Annotated in this window: 11 protein-coding genes; 1 reads left to right on the top strand and 10 read right to left on the bottom strand. The window is 67.2% G+C overall.

The genetic code is table 11. The features are described 5' to 3' along the window. Positions 1–28: 28 nt before the first annotated feature. The 8 genes from ACERNI_RS14655 to ACERNI_RS14620 form a co-directional block, all read right to left on the bottom strand. On the bottom strand, positions 29–2,047 hold the full coding sequence (locus ACERNI_RS14655; RefSeq protein WP_448833995.1) for a BCCT family transporter: 2,019 nt from the start codon (positions 2,045–2,047) through the stop codon (positions 29–31). 551 nt (positions 2,048–2,598) lie between these two features. Beyond that, positions 2,599–3,834 (bottom strand): acetyl-CoA C-acetyltransferase, encoded by a 1,236-nt coding sequence (locus tag ACERNI_RS14650; RefSeq protein WP_448833994.1) that lies wholly within the window; start codon positions 3,832–3,834, stop codon positions 2,599–2,601. A gap of 302 nt (positions 3,835–4,136) precedes the next feature. Further along, positions 4,137–4,835, bottom strand: a complete 699-nt coding sequence (locus ACERNI_RS14645; protein WP_448833993.1) for a glutathione S-transferase family protein — start codon at positions 4,833–4,835, stop codon at positions 4,137–4,139. A 173-nt stretch (positions 4,836–5,008) separates the two neighbouring features. Beyond that, complete coding sequence (locus ACERNI_RS14640; RefSeq protein WP_448833992.1) at positions 5,009–6,829, bottom strand: acyclic terpene utilization AtuA family protein; 1,821 nt, start codon at positions 6,827–6,829, stop codon at positions 5,009–5,011. A gap of 372 nt (positions 6,830–7,201) precedes the next feature. Then, on the bottom strand, positions 7,202–8,023 hold the full coding sequence (locus tag ACERNI_RS14635; protein WP_448833991.1) for an enoyl-CoA hydratase/isomerase family protein: 822 nt from the start codon (positions 8,021–8,023) through the stop codon (positions 7,202–7,204). A gap of 132 nt (positions 8,024–8,155) precedes the next feature. Next, positions 8,156–9,337: an acyl-CoA dehydrogenase family protein gene (locus ACERNI_RS14630; protein ID WP_448833990.1), complete on the bottom strand. Its 1,182-nt coding sequence runs from the start codon at positions 9,335–9,337 to the stop codon at positions 8,156–8,158. 88 nt (positions 9,338–9,425) lie between these two features. Then, a complete protein-coding gene (locus ACERNI_RS14625; protein WP_448833989.1) occupies positions 9,426–11,441 on the bottom strand; it encodes an acetyl/propionyl/methylcrotonyl-CoA carboxylase subunit alpha in 2,016 nt (671 codons plus the stop codon). Positions 11,442–11,602: 161 nt separating this feature from the next. Beyond that, positions 11,603–13,216 carry an acyl-CoA carboxylase subunit beta gene (locus tag ACERNI_RS14620; RefSeq protein ID WP_448833988.1) on the bottom strand — a complete coding sequence of 538 codons (1,614 nt, stop codon included), beginning with the start codon at positions 13,214–13,216 and terminating at the stop codon, positions 11,603–11,605. Between the two features lie 355 nt (positions 13,217–13,571). Between ACERNI_RS14620 and ACERNI_RS14615 the strand changes: the two genes are divergently transcribed. After that, positions 13,572–14,270 (top strand): TetR/AcrR family transcriptional regulator, encoded by a 699-nt coding sequence (locus tag ACERNI_RS14615; RefSeq protein ID WP_448833987.1) that lies wholly within the window; start codon positions 13,572–13,574, stop codon positions 14,268–14,270. Positions 14,271–14,442: 172 nt separating this feature from the next. Here the strand turns inward: ACERNI_RS14615 and ACERNI_RS14610 are convergent, their stop codons facing one another. Beyond that, positions 14,443–15,216 carry an ABC transporter ATP-binding protein gene (locus ACERNI_RS14610; RefSeq protein WP_448833986.1) on the bottom strand — a complete coding sequence of 258 codons (774 nt, stop codon included), beginning with the start codon at positions 15,214–15,216 and terminating at the stop codon, positions 14,443–14,445. Then, entirely contained in the window at positions 15,213–16,991 is a 1,779-nt protein-coding gene (locus tag ACERNI_RS14605; protein WP_448834030.1) for a branched-chain amino acid ABC transporter ATP-binding protein/permease, read from the bottom strand. The genes ACERNI_RS14610 and ACERNI_RS14605 overlap by 4 nt, the downstream gene beginning before the upstream one ends. Between the last annotated feature and the right edge of the window lie 32 nt (positions 16,992–17,023).

Here is a 17,023-nt window from a genome sequence, read left to right as displayed (position 1 = left end):
GACCGCATCCAGCGCTGCCCCCGCCCGGTCATTCCTTCATCGCAGCCGGATGCTCGCCGGCGGACGCAGGCTCCGGCGGCGCGTGCTCGGGCGCCCTGACCACCAGGGCGGCTTCCGGCATCTGGGTGACCGCCTGCCAGGCCTCATACCGGCTGAGCACATCGAAAATGATCTGTTCCCGCGTCAGCCCCATGATGTCGTAGCCGCGCGAGCCGTCGCTGAAATAGGTCCGCGCCTCATGGCGCACGTCGGCGTCGCGGGTGTCAAGCATGGTGAGGCCGGGCAGGCGGTGCTCGGCCACCTGCACGCCATAGACGAAGTCGCGCACCCCTTCGGCAGCGGCCACCAGCGACACGATCGCGCCCTCGCCGCGCTCGACGCGGGCCGGCCGGCCGCGCCGGGTCAGCTCTTCAGCGACGCTCTCCAGGGCGGGCGTCGCCTGGCCGTCGATGAATGCGGCGACGTCGTCGGCGTCGGGCGTGTTGACGATAAGCGACAGGCGGCGTTGCCAGGGAACGGTGACGGCCGGCGTGGCCGCCAGAGCGCCGCGGGCGTTGGCCTGGACAAGATCGGCGCGCATGCCGCGGAACAGGCCCCAGACCAGCACCAGCATGATGACGCAGAACGGCAACGCCGTCGCCACGGTGGCGGCCTGCAAAGCGGCGAGCCCGCCGGTGAGCAGCAGCACCGCCGCCGCGCCGCCTTCCAGGGCGCACCAGAACACCCGTTGCAGCCACGGCGTGCGGGTTTCACCGCCGGAGGCCAGAGTGTCGACCACCAGGGAGCCGGAATCGGCCGAAGTGACAAAGAAGATCGCCACGAGGATCACCGCCACCGTCGAGGTGATGGCCGGCCATGGCAGATAGGTGAAGAACTTGAAAAGGGCGACCGAGAGATCCGCCTGCACCGCGGTGGCCAGCGCGCCCTGGGCCGCGGTCTGGTCGATGAACATCGCCGTGTTGCCGAACACTGTCATCCAGAAGAAGGTGAAAGCCGTCGGAGCCAGCAGCACGCCGACGACGAATTCGCGCACCGTGCGGCCGCGCGAGATGCGGGCGATGAACATGCCGACAAATGGCGACCACGATATCCACCACGCCCAGTAGAACAGGGTCCATTTGTCGATCCAGGGCTTCGGATCATAGGCGTAGATATTGAAGGTGCGCAGCAGCAGCGTATCCAGCCAGGCGCCGATGTTCTGGACGAAATCGCGCATCAGCAGTTCCGTCGGCCCGACCGCCAGCACGAACAGCATCAGCAGCACGGCGACCAGCAGGTTCAGTTCACTGAGGCGTCGCACGCCCTTCTCGACGCCGGTGACGGCGGATAGCATTGCGATAGCCGTGACGGCGACGACGAGGATCAGGTTGAGCCGGGTGGAGGCCTCGATGCCGGTGAGATAATGCAGGCCGGCGCTCATCTGCATCACGCCGAAGCCGAGCGACGCGGCGATGCCGAACACGGTGCCGCAGATGGCGAAAATATCGACCGCGTGGCCGAGGCCGCCGTTGATGCGGTTCTTCAGCAGCGGGTAAAGCCCTGAACGGATGGTCAGCGGCAGGTTGTAACGGAAGCCGAAATAGGCCAGCGACAGGCCGACGATGGCGTAGATGGCCCAGGCGTGAATGCCCCAGTGAAAAAACGTGATGCTCATGGCGGCGCGGCTCGCGGCCGGCCCGCCCGGCGGAACGTCTGGCGGCGCGGCGGCGTGCATCAGCGGCTCGCCGACCGCGAAATACATCAGGCCGATGCCCATGCCGGCAGCGAACAGCATAGCCAGCCAGGAGAGATAGGGAAAATCCGGCTCCGCGTCGTCAGGACCCAGCTTGAGATCGCCGGTGCGGCCGGTCGCAAGAATAATGGCGGCGCCGACGAACACGGCGACGGAGAGCAGATAAAACCAGCCGAACCGCGACAGAACCCACGCCTGCATCGCGCCGAACGCCGTCTCCGCCTGGCCGGGCAGCAGCGCCCCGACAAGCAGGAAGGCGACGATAATCGCCACCGCGCCAAAAAATACCGGCGGCTTCACAACAAACCCTGACAAAATGCCTCCAGTTCTGCAAAACGCCGCCCGGACTGCAAAGGGGCGGCATGCGTTGGGGCATCGGTGAGCAGCGCGTGGGCCCGGCCAGGCGCTGCCATAACGACGGCTGGAGAAGTCGCGGCCCGGTTGCCCAACGCTCTTCCGGCGGGCCATCTGCCGGCGTCCGCGCCTTTGGTCCATCCCCGCCGTTGACCGATGCGATAGATAGATGTGAACACGCATTTTAGCGGACCAGGCCAATCATGGCAAAATTCCGGCGAGCGCGTCGCAACCGGGAGCCAGCCTGCGCAGCCAGGAGCCAAGAGCCAAGAGACAGGGGACGGAAGACAGCGCATTAGCCGCAGCCTTCTGGCGGGAAACTGCCCGGCGTCGATTGTCCGCGCCTCGCCAGCCATGTCCATCCCGCCGCCGCTCTCTCCATCTCCGCTGATCCTGGGGAGCGGGACGCGCACAAAAAAAACGCCCGGGCGCTTAAGCCCGGGCGTCATTCGGCGCATTGCGTCTCGGGGGAGCTTGCGCCCCCGGTTCAGCGGCTCATCTGCGCGCGATGATTACATGCGCTCGATGATGATGGCCGGAGCCATGCCGCCGGCGGCGCACAGGGTGGCCAGGCCGGTGTTCAGGTCGCGGCGCTCCATCTCGTCGAGCAGCGAGCCGACGATGATCGCGCCGGTGGCGCCGATCGGGTGACCGAGGGCGATGGCGCCGCCGTTGACGTTCACGCGGGAGTTGTCGATGCCCATCTCGCGCATGAACTTCAGCGGAACAACGGCGAAGGCTTCGTTGATCTCGATGAGGTCGATGTCCTTGATGGTCATGCCAGCCTTGGCCAGCGCCTTGCGGGCAGCCGGGGCCGGAGCGTTCAGCATCAGCTCCGGCGAGTCGCCAGCGGTGGCGACAGCGCGGATCTTCGCGCGCGGCTTCAGGCCATGGGCGCGGGCGTATTCCGGCGAAGCCAGCAGCACGGCGCCAGCGCCGTCGACGACGCCCGACGAGTTGCCGGCGTGGTGAACGTGGTTGACCTTGACGCCCGGATAGGTGCGCTCGACCAGCTGACGGAAGGTCAGGCCCTGGTCGTTCAGCGGCGCGTCATACATCACCTCGAAGGCGGCCTTGAGCTGGCCGAGGCCTTCCTTGGTGGTCTGCGGGCGCGGGAACTCTTCGTGGCCAAGCGCCAGCGAACCGTCGTCCTTGTAGACCGGGATCAGCGACTTGTTGAAGTAGCCGTTCTTGATGGCGATGTCGGCGCGACGCTGGCTCTCAAGGGCCAGATTGTCGACGTCGTCGCGGGTGAAGCCCTCGAGCGTGGCGATCAGGTCGCCGCAGATGCCCTGGTGTGGCTGCGGGTGGATCGAACGCAGGTGCATGTTGCCCGAGTCGATCACGCCGTCGGTGGCGCGCTGCAGGGTCGAGCCATAGGACATCGACTCAACGCCGCCAGCCATGACGAGGTCCTGCGCGCCGGACATGATGCCCATGGCGGCGAGGTTCACGGCGGTCATGCCGGAGCCGCAGAAACGGTCGAGCGAGAAACCGGTGGCGGCGTTGTCAAAACCGGCGTCGAGCGCGGCCATGCGGGCGATGCAGGAGCCCTGCTTGCCGAACTGGGTGCCGCAGCCGGCGATGACGTCGTCCAGCTCGGCCGTGTTCAGGCTGTTGCGCTCGGCCAGCGCCTTCAGCACCGTCGAGAGAATGCGCTGGGGATGCACATCCGACAGCGCGCCCTTGCCAAACTTGCCGACGCCGCGCGGCGTGCGGGCCGCGTCAATAATCCATGCCTCAGACATGTCGATCCCTTCGCTATCTGGAGAAGCGCGCGCCCTGAAAGGCGCGTGGCGCTTCCCAACGCCTTGACGAGGCGGCGGCCTGATGAAACCCGCGCGCCAGGCGCGCGCTGTCTGGCCTTGAGCCTAACGGTCGATTGGTAGATTGCCGTTGCCGGCATCTATTGCAAGAACGGCAGCCGTTATCAACCGTTCATGTGCATAACAGAACGGACATCACGACAGGGGTCGGGAAACCATCGCCAGATCCCGGCGGCCGCCCCCCCTCACCCCGGGCGGACATGCAGGCCGCCGGCGGCCGGCATTCAGGCCTGCGCCTGTTTCGCCGGCACTTCCATGCTGGGCGGATTGAAGACGTTCTGCTCCTGCGCCGCTTTCTCCTGCGACGCCAGGGCGCGGCGGAAACCGTCGCGGTCCTGCAGCCGTTTCCAGTAGTCGCGCACCGGATCGGTGAACAGGTGGTCGAGTTGCAGCCGCACGGCCAGCATCAGCGCATAGCCCACGCAGATATCGGCGGCGGTGAAGCGGCCGGCGCACCAGAACTCGTTCTTCTCGGCCACCGCCGTCACCGCCCGCAGGCGACCGCCAAACCATTTTGCGTAATCCTCCGCCGCCTTGCCGAGGCCGGCGTTCGGCTCCTGCAGGGTGTAGCGCAGGAAAATGGTCTGCGGGAACGTCAGGGTCGCCTCGGAGAAATGCAGCGCGTTGAGAAACGCGCCGTAGGCCGGCTCATCGACGCCGACGTTCAGCGGGGTCGGGCCATATTTCGTCACCAGATATTGGGAGATGGCGGAAGACTCGGTCATCTTCGTCTCGCCATCCTGGAAAAACGGAATGGTGCCAAGAGGATTGATGCCCAGATAGTCCTTCTGGAAGACGCGCGGCGGGAACGGCAGCATCTTCAGTTCGTAGGGCAGACCCATTTCCTCCAGGGTCCACAGGGGCCTGAACGAGCGCGCGCTCATGCAGTGCCAGAGCGTCAGGGTATTCTGTGGCGTCGCCATGGGCGTTCTCCCGGTCATTGTATGTTGTGAGAACGCCCCGGAAGGCTCCGGGACGTCCGTTGCGCCGGCCATTTTGCCGGCGCGATGGTTCCTGCAAGAGCTTGCCCGCAAGCGCCTTCCCTGCACAGGGCTTTGCCTGCAAAGGGCTTTGCCTGCAAGCGCTTTGCGCGGTCTCAGGCGGCGATGACCGCCGGCGGGAACTTCTCCGTCACCGCCCGCACGCTGGCGGCGATCTCCGGCGTCACCGGCACCGGATAATCGAGGATCATCTGGGCGTAGGCCTTGGCCTGCGGATCGTTGCGCAACGAGGCGATGCCGCCGCCGCCAAGCACGTCATGCAGCAGGAAATTCAGCGAATGGGTTCCGGGCAACTCAAAGCGCTCCGCCGAACCCTTCAGGAAGTGCCCAAAGAAGGCGCCAACCGCCTCCGCCGTCAGCGCGGCGCGGATATAAGGCAGGTATTCCGGCTTGCGGGCGATGACGCCGATGTTGGCCTTGTTGCCCTTGTCGCCGCTGCGGCCCCAGGCCAGGGCGATCAGCGGAACCACCGGCGCGCCAGCGCCTGGCGCCGTCTCCGGCCCTGACTGATCCGGCCCCTGCGACGCCGGATCGAACCCACCGCGCAGCGCTTCCGGCGCCGGAACCGCCTGGCCCGCCACCTCCACGCCCGTGGTCACCGACGATTTGTCGACCAGGCAGGAGAACAGGCGCACCACCGGCATCACCTTGGGGCGGTTGCCGCCCATGCCGGTAATGCCCGGCGACATCGAGGTGCCGGACGAGGTCAGCTCGCGCACCATGATTTCCAGCGCCTTCGGGCTTTCGTGCTTGGCGGCGAGCTTGAGAACCACCTCGCGGGCGGCGCGGGCGCGGGAGTGCGGACCATAGGCCGCCTCAGCCCCGATCACCTCGACGCTGGTTTCAGCGAACGGCGGCAAATTCATCGCCCGGAACATGGCCTCGGTGCGCCGCAGCACGGAATCGGCCACCTTCTCGGCCTTGCGGGCGGCGTCGAGGCCGCCGATGGTCAGGTACATGCCAACGCGGAAACCGTCCTGATAGGTGGCCGACACCTTGTAATAATTGGTCGGCGGCAGGCCTTTGGCGTTGGAGACGCGCACCAGATCCTTGCCGGCCTGCTCGATCTTCACCTGGGTGAAGTCGCAGGTGACGTCCGGCAGCAGATAGGCGCGCGGATCGCCGATCTCATACAGCATCTGCTCGCTGACCGTGGCCTCCGACACCAGGCCGCCGGTGCCCTCCGGCTTGGAGACGACGAAGGAGCCGTCCTCCGCCACCTCGACGATCGGATAGCCGATGTTCGACCAGTCGCCGGTGTCTTCCCAGTCCGTATGCAGGCCGCCGCTGGCCTGGGCGCCACACTCCACGATGTGGCCGGCGAGCGAACCGCCGGAGAGTTTGTCCAGATCCTGCGGCGTCCAGCCAAAGGCGTGGATGCAGGCGCCGAGCGTCACGGCGCTGTCGACGCCGCGTCCGGTGATGACGATGTCGGCGCCGGCGTTCAGCGCCGCCGCCACCGGGAAGCCGCCGAGATAGGCGTTCATGCTCCACAGCTTCTCCGGCATCGGCTCGCCGGTGAACATCTCGCGCGTGCCGGCGAACTCACTGGCGCGGCCAAGCAGATCGTCACCCGTGACGACGCCGACCTTCAGATCATAGCCGGCCTCGACGATCTTCGCCTCCAGCGCCCGGGCGCAGGCCACCGGGTTCACGCCGCCGGCGTTGGCGATCACCTTGATCTTCTTTTGCGACAGGGTCGGCAGTTCGCGGGCGATGGCGCCGACGAAATCGTGGGCATAGCCCATATTCGGGTCCTTGGCCCGGGCGCGGGCCATGATCGACATGGTGATCTCGGCCAGATAGTCGAACACCAGATAGTCGAGGTCGCCGCCGCGCAGCAGTTGCGGCGTGGAGATGCTGGTATCGCCCCAGAAACCGGAGGCGCCGCCAATCCTGATTGTTTTACCGGACATCGTCCCTGCTCCCTTGACCTTCATTTCATCAGACCGTTCATCCGGCCCCGCTTCCACCGAAGCTCAGGCCGGACCCGGTCCACTGTCCAGAGTTAGAGCGCTTTCCGACCAGAATTCGCTCAAAATAAAAGGCTCTCGTGCGCCCCGTCCCCGCCGGAGCGCCGAAAAGTTCACCAACAGCCCCCCCCCGCCAGGGGCGTGGATGCCCGGGACGAGCCGGGCGCGGCGGGAATAAACGGCCCCACCCGCGCTCACCATCGGCGAGCAGCGGACGCCCCACCGTCCATGCGCGCCACGGCCGGACACGCCGGCCATCCACATGATCCGCCAGCGCCCATCATGAGCGGCCGGCGGAAATGCCAGATCCAGCTGTCAGATCTTTTCCACCCAGGCGGCCGGGCGCTTCTCGGCGAAGGCGCGCACGCCTTCCTGGCCTTCGGCGCTGCGGGCGCAGGTGGCGAAGGATTTCGCCGCCACCTTGCGGTATTCCTCAAGCGGCATGGCGTGGCACAGGCGGAACAGCCGCTTGGTCTCGGCGTTGGCGCCAGGCGCGCAACGGCCAATGTCGTTCAGCAACGCTGTCAGGGTTTCGTTCAGCGACGCCTCGTCCGGGCAGTAGAAATCGGCAAGGCCGATCTCGGCCGCCTGCTCGCCATTCAGCCGCGTGCCGGCGAGGCCAAGGCGACGGGCGTGGCGCGGTCCGATGCGGTTGACCACGAACGGGGCGATCTGCGCCGGCGCGATGCCAAGCCCGGTCTCGGACAGGGCGAAGCGGGCGCGCGGCGTGGTGATGACGATATCGGCGCAGCAGGTCATGCCGAAACCGCCGCCAAAGGCCGGACCATCCACCACCGCGATCACCGTGAGCGGGCATTGATCCAGCCGGGCAAACAGTTCGCCGCCAGCCCGGTTCGACGCCTCCAGCGGATCCTCGTCTCCCGAGGCGACCGCCGCACCCTGCTGTTTGTTGGTGCCCTTGAGATCGGCGCCGGCGCAGAAAGCGCCGTTGGCTCCCTGCAGGATCAGCGTGCGCAGCGTCCGGTCCTGCTCCGCCAGCGCAAGAATTGCGTTGAGATCGGTGGTCAACCCCTGGGTCATGGCGTTGCGGGTGGACGGATCATTGATCGTCGCATAGAGGCGCGAGCCCTGGCGCTCGACCTGGATGACCGTGGTGGCGGGAAGGGTTGCCGTCATGCCGTTTCCTCAATCGTTCGCGGACGCCATTCCGGCAAAAGCAGCTCCCACTTTTGCCGGACCAGCTCCCTGGAGCCTCTATTTTCAGCGAATTCTGGTCGACCAGACGATTTCAGCTGATCGGAAAGCGCTCTAGTATCCAAGCTGGCGCGCGGCGAGGTCGCGCATGATTTCCTCGGCGCCGCCGCCGATGGCGTTGACGCGCACCTCGCGGTAGATGCGCTCGACCTTGCAGCCGCGCATGAAGCCGGCGCCGCCGAAGGTCTGCACCGCCTCGCGAGCGCAGAATTCCATGGTCTGGGTCGCCTGGTTCTTCAGCAGGCAGATGTCCGCCACCGGGCTCTCGCCGTTCATCACCCGGTGCGTCAGGTGATCGAGATAGGCCTGCGAGGCGTTGATGCGCATGGTCATGTCCGCCAGCTTGTGGCGGATCACCTGATGCTGGATCAGCGGCTTGCCAAAGGTGTGACGCTCGCGGGCGTAATTCACCGTCTCTTCCAGGCAGGTGCGCGCCTGGCCGATGCAGCCAGCCGCCATGCCGAGGCGCTCGCTGTTGAAATTGCGCATGATGATGCGGAAACCGTGGTGCTCCTCGCCGAGCAGGTTGCCCGCCGGCACGCGGCAATTGTCGAAATACAGCGTCGCGGTGTCGGAGGCCCACCAGCCCATCTTGCGCAAGGGCGTGCGCGAGAATCCCGGCGTCGTCGTGTCGACGACAATCAGCGAAACGCCGCCGCGCCCGCCCTCGCCCGTGCGCACCGCCACGGTGATGTAATCAGCCCGCATGCCGGAGGTGATGAAGGTCTTCTCGCCGTTCAGCACATAATGGTCGCCATCGCGGCGCGCCGTGGTGCGCAGGTTGGCGACGTCCGAGCCGCCCGAAGGCTCGGTGATGGCGAGCGCGAAAATCTTCTCGCCGGCCAGGGTCGGCGGGATCAGTTTTGCCTTCAGCTCCGGCGAGCCGGCCACCGCCACTGGCGGCAGGCCGATGGTGTGGCTCATCAGCGAGGCGCCCACGCCGCCTGCCCCAGCCCGCGCCATCTCGGCGCTGGCGATATTTCCGTAGAACTGGTCGAGCTCGACGCCGCCATATTCCTCGGGGAACCCGAGTTGCAGCAGACCGATGGACGAGGCCTTCCTGTACAGCTCGCGCGGAAACTCGCCGGCCTCATCCCACTGGCTGGCGTAAGGCTCGATCTCCGTCTGCACGAAGCGGCGCATCACATCGCGGAAGGCGAGATGCTCCGGGGTCAGATGGGGGTTGGGGATCGGCTCGATGACGATGCGCTCGCCCGCCTGCAAACTGTCCGCCATGGTGGTTCTCCCGCCGGGGCTCTCCGGCATGTTTTCAGTCTGATTGTCCGGACCTTGCGCGAAGGCCCGGCATTGCTGGCGCGTGGGATCAGTCGCCGATCTCGGCCATGATCTGGCCAGGCGACACCTGGTCGCCAACGGCGACCGACACCGAGGTCAGCACGCCGTCGCGCGGCGCCACAATTGCGTGCTCCATCTTCATGGCCTCCAGCGCCATCAGCATCTGGCCGCGCTCCACCTTCGCCCCTTCCGCCACCGCGATGGAGACAACGCGACCGTTCATCGGGGCCCGCAGCATGCCATCGGCGCCGGATTCCGCCGCCGCCTTCGCGGCGCTGATGCGGCTCTTCGACGTGAAGGAAAAATCGCTTCCACCCAGCTTCAGCCACAGCTCGTCGCCGGCCCAGGCGAAGCGCAGCGCCACCGGCGCGCCGTCCACCAGCACCGTGGCCTCTTCGCCCGCCGTGACCGGCCGGCCGGAGATGGCAATGGCGGCGCCGTCGAGGCTCACCGTCGCGCTGTCGCGACCGACGGCGATGTGGCCACGCCGTTCGCCAGGCGTTTCGTCGTTGATGAGGCCAGCGGGTCCGTTCCAGGCCAGACGCCACGGCTGGTCGAGCGGCAGCACGTTGCTCCAGCCGCGCCAGGAATTGTCGCCAGAGGCGCTGCTCCAGTTGGCGGCGCGGGCGGTGGCGGCAGTGGCCAGCCACGCGGCCAGCGCCCAGGCCGTGCGGTCGGGAATGGCGGCGCGCGCGCGGTTGTCCGGGAAATGTTCGGCGATAAAGCCGGTAGAGACCTTGTCGCCGGCAATGAAGGCTGGATGGCGCAGGGCGCGGATCAGGAAGTCGCGGTTGCTGGCGACGCCGAGCAGCGCCGTCGCTTCCAGGCCATGGGCCAGCTTCTCAATCGCCTCCTCGCGGGTGGCGCCATGGACGATCAGCTTGCCGAGCATGGAGTCGTAGTACGGGCTGATGGTCAGGCCGTTGGCGAGCGCGGCGTCAGCGCGAACGGTGCGCGACGGGTCCCACAGGGCGACCTCGCCGGTGCGCGGCAGGAAGTCGTCGGCGGGATCCTCGGCGCACAGGCGCACCTCGATGGCGTGGCCCTTCAGGCGGATATCGCTCTGGGCCGCCGGCAGCGGCTCGCCATTGGCGACGTTGATCTGCCACTCCACCAGGTCAAAGCCGGTGACCAGCTCCGTGACCGGGTGCTCCACCTGCAGGCGGGTGTTCATCTCCATGAAATAGAATTCACCGGAGCGGTCGAGCAGGAACTCCACGGTGCCGGCGCCGACGTAGCCGATCTCCCGCGCCACCGCGACAGCCGCCTCGCCCATGCGGGCGCGCAGCTCCGGGTTCAGCGCTGGCGACGGCGCCTCCTCGATCACCTTCTGGTGGCGGCGCTGAACCGAACAGTCGCGCTCGCCGAGATGGACGACATTGCCGTGGCGGTCGGCGAACACCTGGATTTCCACGTGGCGCGGCTCGATCACCGCCCGCTCAAGAATCAGCCTGCCGTCGCCAAAGGCTTTTCGCGCTTCCGAGGCGGCGCCCTTCAGGGCGTCGGGCATGGCGGCGGCGCTGTCGATGCGGCGCATGCCGCGCCCGCCGCCGCCAGCGGAGGCCTTGATCATGATCGGGAAGCCGATGCGCTCCGCCTCGCGCAGCATCAGGTCGTGCGCCTGGTCCTCGCCGTCGTAGCCAGGCACCACCGGGATACCGGCGGCGGCCATGCGGCGGCGGGCGCGCGCCTTGTCGCCCATGGCCTCGATGGCGGCGGCCGGCGGACCGACGAACACCAGCCCCTCGGCCGCGACGCGGGCGGCGAAGCCGGCGTTCTCGGAGAGGAAGCCGTAGCCTGGGTGAATGGCCTGGGCCCCGGCGCGGCGGGCGGCCTCGATGATCTTGTCGGCGACCAGATAGCTGTCAGCCGGCGTCAGGCCGCCGATGCCGATGGCCATGTCGCAGGCCCTGACGTGTGGGCTGTCGCGGTCCGCGTCGGAATAAACGGCGACCGTGGCGACGCCCATCTGGCGCGCCGTGCGGGCGACGCGGATGGCGATCTCGCCCCGGTTGGCGATGAGAAGGGTGGTGATCGACGTCATCAGAGGCCTCTGCGGGCTCGAATTCGGGGCGCGGCCAGCGCCGGATCAGGCGGGACGCCGGCAGCCATGGGGGCCGCGCGTCGTTCGCCCTGCGATCGCCGCGGCGCGTGGGCGCTGCGCGGCGGGAAGCGGACTACATGAAGCGGATTACATGACCCGGATCACATGCGGCCCACCCCGAAGGTCAGCGGACGCACCTGGCGCGCGCGGCCCGACAGGCAGACGGAAAGCGCCATGCCCAGCACGTTGCGCGTGTCGCGCGGATCAATCACCCCGTCGTCGAGCACCGCGCCCGAGGTGTAGAAGGCCGACATCTGGCTCTCGAAGGTCTGGATGATCTTCTGCTTCATGGTCTCGATGCCTTCCACGTCCACAGGCAGGCCGCGCGCCTTCGCGCCGTCCTCCATGACGATGGCCATGGTCAGCGCCGCCTGCTCGGCGCCCATGACGGCAGTGCGGGCCGTCGGCCACGAGAAAGCGAAATCCGGCGTGAAGCCGCGGCCGCACATGCCGTAGTTGCCAGCGCCGTAAGAAGCGCCGCACATCACGGTGAGCTGCGGCACGGTGGCGTTGGCCACGGCCTGGATCATCTTGGCGCCAATCTTGATCATGCCGGCCCGCTCCGACTCCGTGCCGACGATGTAGCCGGTGGTGTTGTGCAGGTAGATCAGCGGCGAGCCGTTCTGGCAGCAGGCGTGGATGAACTGGGTCGCCTTGTTGGCCCCGGCCGGATCAAGCGGGCCGTTGTTGGTGATGATTCCAATCTGGATGCCAAACAGCTTCGCCTGGACGCAGACGGTCTGCGGGCCGTAGAGCGGCTTGTATTCCATCATCTCCGAGCCATCGACGAGGCGGGCGATGACCTCCCGCATGTCGACCGGCTTCTTGTGGTCCTTGGGGAACAGGCCGAGCAGCTCTTCCATATCAAGCGCCGGCGCCGGCCCTTCCGGCAGTTCGTTGCCCTGGGTCCAGCCCAGATTGCCAACCAGCTCGCGCAGGATGCGCACGCCGTCGACGTCGTCCTCGGCCAGATATTCGGCAAGGCCGGAGACGGTGGCGTGCATCACTGCGCCGCCAAGCTCCTCATCGGTGGCCACCTCGCCGGTGGCCGCCTTGAGCAGCGGCGGGCCGGCGAGAAACGCCTTGGCCCGGTCGCGCACCATGATGACGTAGTCAGCAAGGCCGGTCATATAGGCGCCGCCGGCGGTGGACGAGCCGTGCGTCAGGGCGATGACCGGGATGCCGGCGGCGGACAGGCGGGCCAGATTGGCGAACAGGCCGCCGCCAATGACGAAGTCCTCCACCTTGTAGCCAAGCAGATTGGCGCCGGCGGATTCGACCAGATGAATGAACGGCAGCCGGTTCTTGATGGCGATGGCCTCAAGCCGCAGCATCTTTTCGCCGCCCATGGGCTGGGCGGAGCCAGCGGCGATGCCGGCGTCATCGACCACCACCATGCAGCGCACGCCGGAGACATAGCCGATGCCGGCGATGCTGGAGCAGCCGGGCACGGTTTTGGCCGGGTTGCTGGTGTCGCGCAGATAGCCGGCCAGCGAGCACAGCTCCAGCCAGGGGGCGCCCTCGTCCAGCGCCAGGGTCAGGCGCTCGCGCGGCAGCAACTGGCCGCGTTTGGCGAAACGGGGACCGGAGGCCGCCGAGGCGTCTCGCGCCCGCTTTTGCAGCCCGTGCATGTCCGCGATGGCGTCGAGCATGAACGCCCGGTTTTCCTCAAAGGCAGGCCCTGCCGCCACCACACGCGACTCGAATGCCGGCATACGCCGTCCTCCCGGTTTATTCGCCGCCCGTTTCGGAAACGGGCGTTGTCTGCTCGGGCGCCCTCTGGCCAGAACGGCCCGAAAACGCCTGCTCGCTGCTTTGGAAATGTGTCCGCATGCCCGCAGGAGGGTCGTTCACCCTGCTTCCGTTCAGTCGAACAAAATGCGGGACGGATCGTTCTGTTAGTGGTACTACTCAGTACAGAAGATGGTCAATAGCTTTCGGAGAGAAATGCGCCGGCCGGACTGGAGCGATCTGGCGGGGCCGGCAGCCGGCTATCCCCGACCGGCGGCGCGTAATAGATATCGTCTGCAGCGCCCCAAAGCGCAGCCCTTGAGAATTCTTGAAAAAAACGTGATAGCCCGCCTGGAACAGATCACCGGCGCGCGGGCGGTGAAACAGGGACCGGAGGGGAACAACATGGCGACGCCATCGGCGATGAAGGACGACGTAGCGCTCTACAAGCGGGAGTTGATCCTGCGCGCCGCTGGCGAGCTGTTCTTCCGCAATGGTTACACCGCGACCACCACGGACGCGCTGACCGAGCGCCTGTCCGTTTCAAAAACGCTCATCTACCAGCATTTCCGCAGCAAGCAGGACATGCTGGCGACCATCTGCGAGCGCGGCATCAGCGAATCTGTGCAGGTGGCGATCGACGCCGCCGCCCTGCCCGGCCGCGCCGACGAGCGCCTGTTCCGCCTGCTGCACGATTTCACACTGGTGGTGATCGAGCGACACGAGTGGATCGCCATTTCCAGCCGGGAAATCGCCCACATGCCCGCCGATGTCGACCAGCGCATCCGCGACATGCAGGGCGACTTCGACCGCATTGTCCGCGACATCATCAAGGATGGCTTGCGCGAAGGCGTGTTCGACGTGGAGGATCCGGCCATCGTCTGCCTGGGCATCGCCGGGATGATTATCTGGATTCACGCCTGGTATCGCGGCAACGGCCGGCTGACGCCGGAGCAGATCGCCGATTCCATGGCCCGCTCCGCCCTGCGGATGGTCGGCGCGCCTGACCGCCCGGCGACGGAAGCAGCCGCCGTCTGAGCGTTCAGCAGCGGCTGATGACGTAGATCAAAATATATCAGCAAGCATATGAAATACTGACTATTTCCAGAATCAATTCAGGTATTGATTCAACTGCCGATCCGGCCAGCGGCGCAAATTATGGATGCCCGCGACAGGCGCGGGCATGACGGGCTGGGGCCCGCAGGCGCGCTTACGCCGTTGCGCCGCCCCCATCGTCGTTGTCGCCGTCCTCATCGCCGCCATGGGCCCCGAAGCCGAGATAGGTGGCGGCGACGCGGGCGTCTTCCTGCAACGCGGCGCTGGGGCCTTCCAGCGAGACGCGGCCGTTCTCCAGCACATAGCCGTAGTCAGAGATCTGCAGCGCGGCGCGGGCGTTCTGCTCCACCAGCAGGATCGAGACCCCGCGCTCGCGCAATGACACGACGATACGGAAAATCTCGCGCACGATCAGCGGCGCAAGGCCGAGGCTCGGTTCGTCCAGCATCAGCAGACGCGGTTTGCCCATCAGGGCGCGGCCCATGGCCAGCATCTGCCGTTCGCCGCCGGAAAGCGTGCCCGCCAGCTGCCGCCGCCGCTCGCGCAGGCGGGGAAACAGGTCGTAAACCTCCTCAAGCGCCGCATTGGCCGCCGCACGGCCCTCCCGGCGAAAGCGGAAGCGCCCGAGCGCCAGATTGTCCTCCACCGGCAAGGTGGCGAACAGTTCGCGCTTCTCAGCCACCAGCGCGATGCCCCGGGCAAAGCGCTCCTCCACCGACAATCCATGGATGGGCGCGCCGTCAAAAACGATCTGGCCGCGCGCCGGCAGGATGCCCATGACGGCGTTGAGCATGGTGGATTTGCCGGCGCCATTGGCGCCAATCACCGAGACGATGGCGCCGTGCGGCGCCGACAGGGACACGCCGCGCACGGCGTCGACGCCGTGATAGGCGACGGAGAGCTTTTCGAGCTGAAGCAACGCGCTCACGCCACGCCTCCCAGATATGCCTCAAGCACGGCGGGGTTGTTGCGGATTTCCTCTGGCGTTCCCTCGGCGAGGCGGGAGCCGAACTCCATCACCACCAGCCGGTCGGTCAGCCCCATCACGAAGTCCATGTCGTGCTCGACCAGCAGGATCGACAGGCCTTCGCCGCGCAACTGGCGCAGCAGCGCCGCCAGTTGCTTCTTCTCGCGGTGACGCAGGCCGGCCGCCGGCTCATCGAGCAGCAGGATCGAAGGATCGAGGCACAGGGCGCGGGCAATCTCAACGATGCGCTGCTGGCCAAGGGCAAGGCTGACGGCGGGGCGGTCGGCCAGATCAGCAAGGCCGACGCGGTCCAGCTGCCGGTGCGCCTCGGCGAAGATGCGGGCCTCCTCGGCCCGGTCGAGGCGCAGCACCGCCCCCACCGCCCCGGCGTGACCGCGCAGATGCGCGCCAAGGGCGACGTTCTCGATAACGCTCATGCCAGCGGCCAGACGGACATGCTGGAACGTGCGCGCCACGCCGCGCCGGGCGATGACGCGGGCGCGCTCGCCGGTGGCTTCCTCGCCGAAATAGCGGATGTCGCCAGAGGTGGGCGGCGTCACGCCGGTGACGAGGTCGAAAGTGGTGGATTTGCCGGCGCCGTTGGGACCGATCAGGCCAACGATCTCGCCGCGCCCGACGGCGAACGACAGGTCGTTGACCGCGACAAGGCCGCCGAACTGCTTGCGCAGGTCGGTGGCGGCCAGCACAGGCGCATCGGCCCGCTGCTCGCCGGCCGAACGCGCCCGCGGCGCCAGTTCGCCGGCTTCGGCGTGGCGGTCGCGGGTCGCCGGGCGAACCTTGCACAGGCGCAGCACGTGCGGCCACAAGCCGTCGCGCGCGGTTTGCAGCAGCAGCACAAGGATGACGCCGAAGGCGATGGCCTCGAAATTGCCGCGCGCGCCAATCAGCCACGGCAACCAGTCCTGCAACTGGTCGCGGATGATGGTGACGAGGCCGGCGCCAAGAATCGCGCCCCAGACCGAGCCGGCGCCGCCGACCACCGCCATCAGCAGATATTCGATGCTGGCGTTGAGGCCGAAGGGCGACGGGTTCACCGCCCGTTGCAAATGGGCGTAGAGCCAGCCGGACAGACCAGCGAGCAGCGCGGCGTAAACGAAGGCGAGAATGCGCGCCCGGCCCGTGTCGACGCCGAAGGATTCAGCCGCGACGACGCCGCCGCGCAACGCCCGGATGGCGCGGCCAACGCGCGAATCCAGCAGGTTCAGCGTGGCGATCACCGCCAGCGCCACCGCACCCCAGATCAGGTAATACAGCGATGGACCGTCGCTGAAGGCGAAGCCGCCGACGGCGATGGGCGGAATGCCGGAAATGCCGTCGAATTTGGCAAAAATGTCCAGATTGCCGACGATGTAGAAGAAGCTGATGTTCCAGGCGATGGTCGCCAGCGGCAGATAGTGGCCAGAGAGACGCAACGTCACCGCCCCCACCCCCCAGGCGAAAACGCCGGTGATCGCCAGCGCCGCCGGCAGGGCCAGCCACGGATTGACGCCATAACGGGTGGTGAGGATCGCGGTGGTGTAGGCGCCGGCGCCAACGAACATGGCCTGGCCGAAAGACGTCATGCCGCCAACTCCGGTCAGCACCACAAGGCCAATCGCCACCAGGGCGTAGAGGCCGATGTAGTTGAGCAGGGTAATCCAGAACTGCGGCAGGCCGGGAACCAGCGGAATGAGTGCGCAGACCGCCAGGGCGACCAGCGGCGCGACGAGACGCATACCGCGCCCGCCCGGGGCGGCTTCGGCTCCGT

The sequence above is a fragment of the Camelimonas sp. ID_303_24 genome (assembly GCF_053543495.1).
The sequence above is the reverse complement of the archived record's forward strand: the minus strand, read 5'-3'. Positions and strand labels throughout refer to the sequence as shown.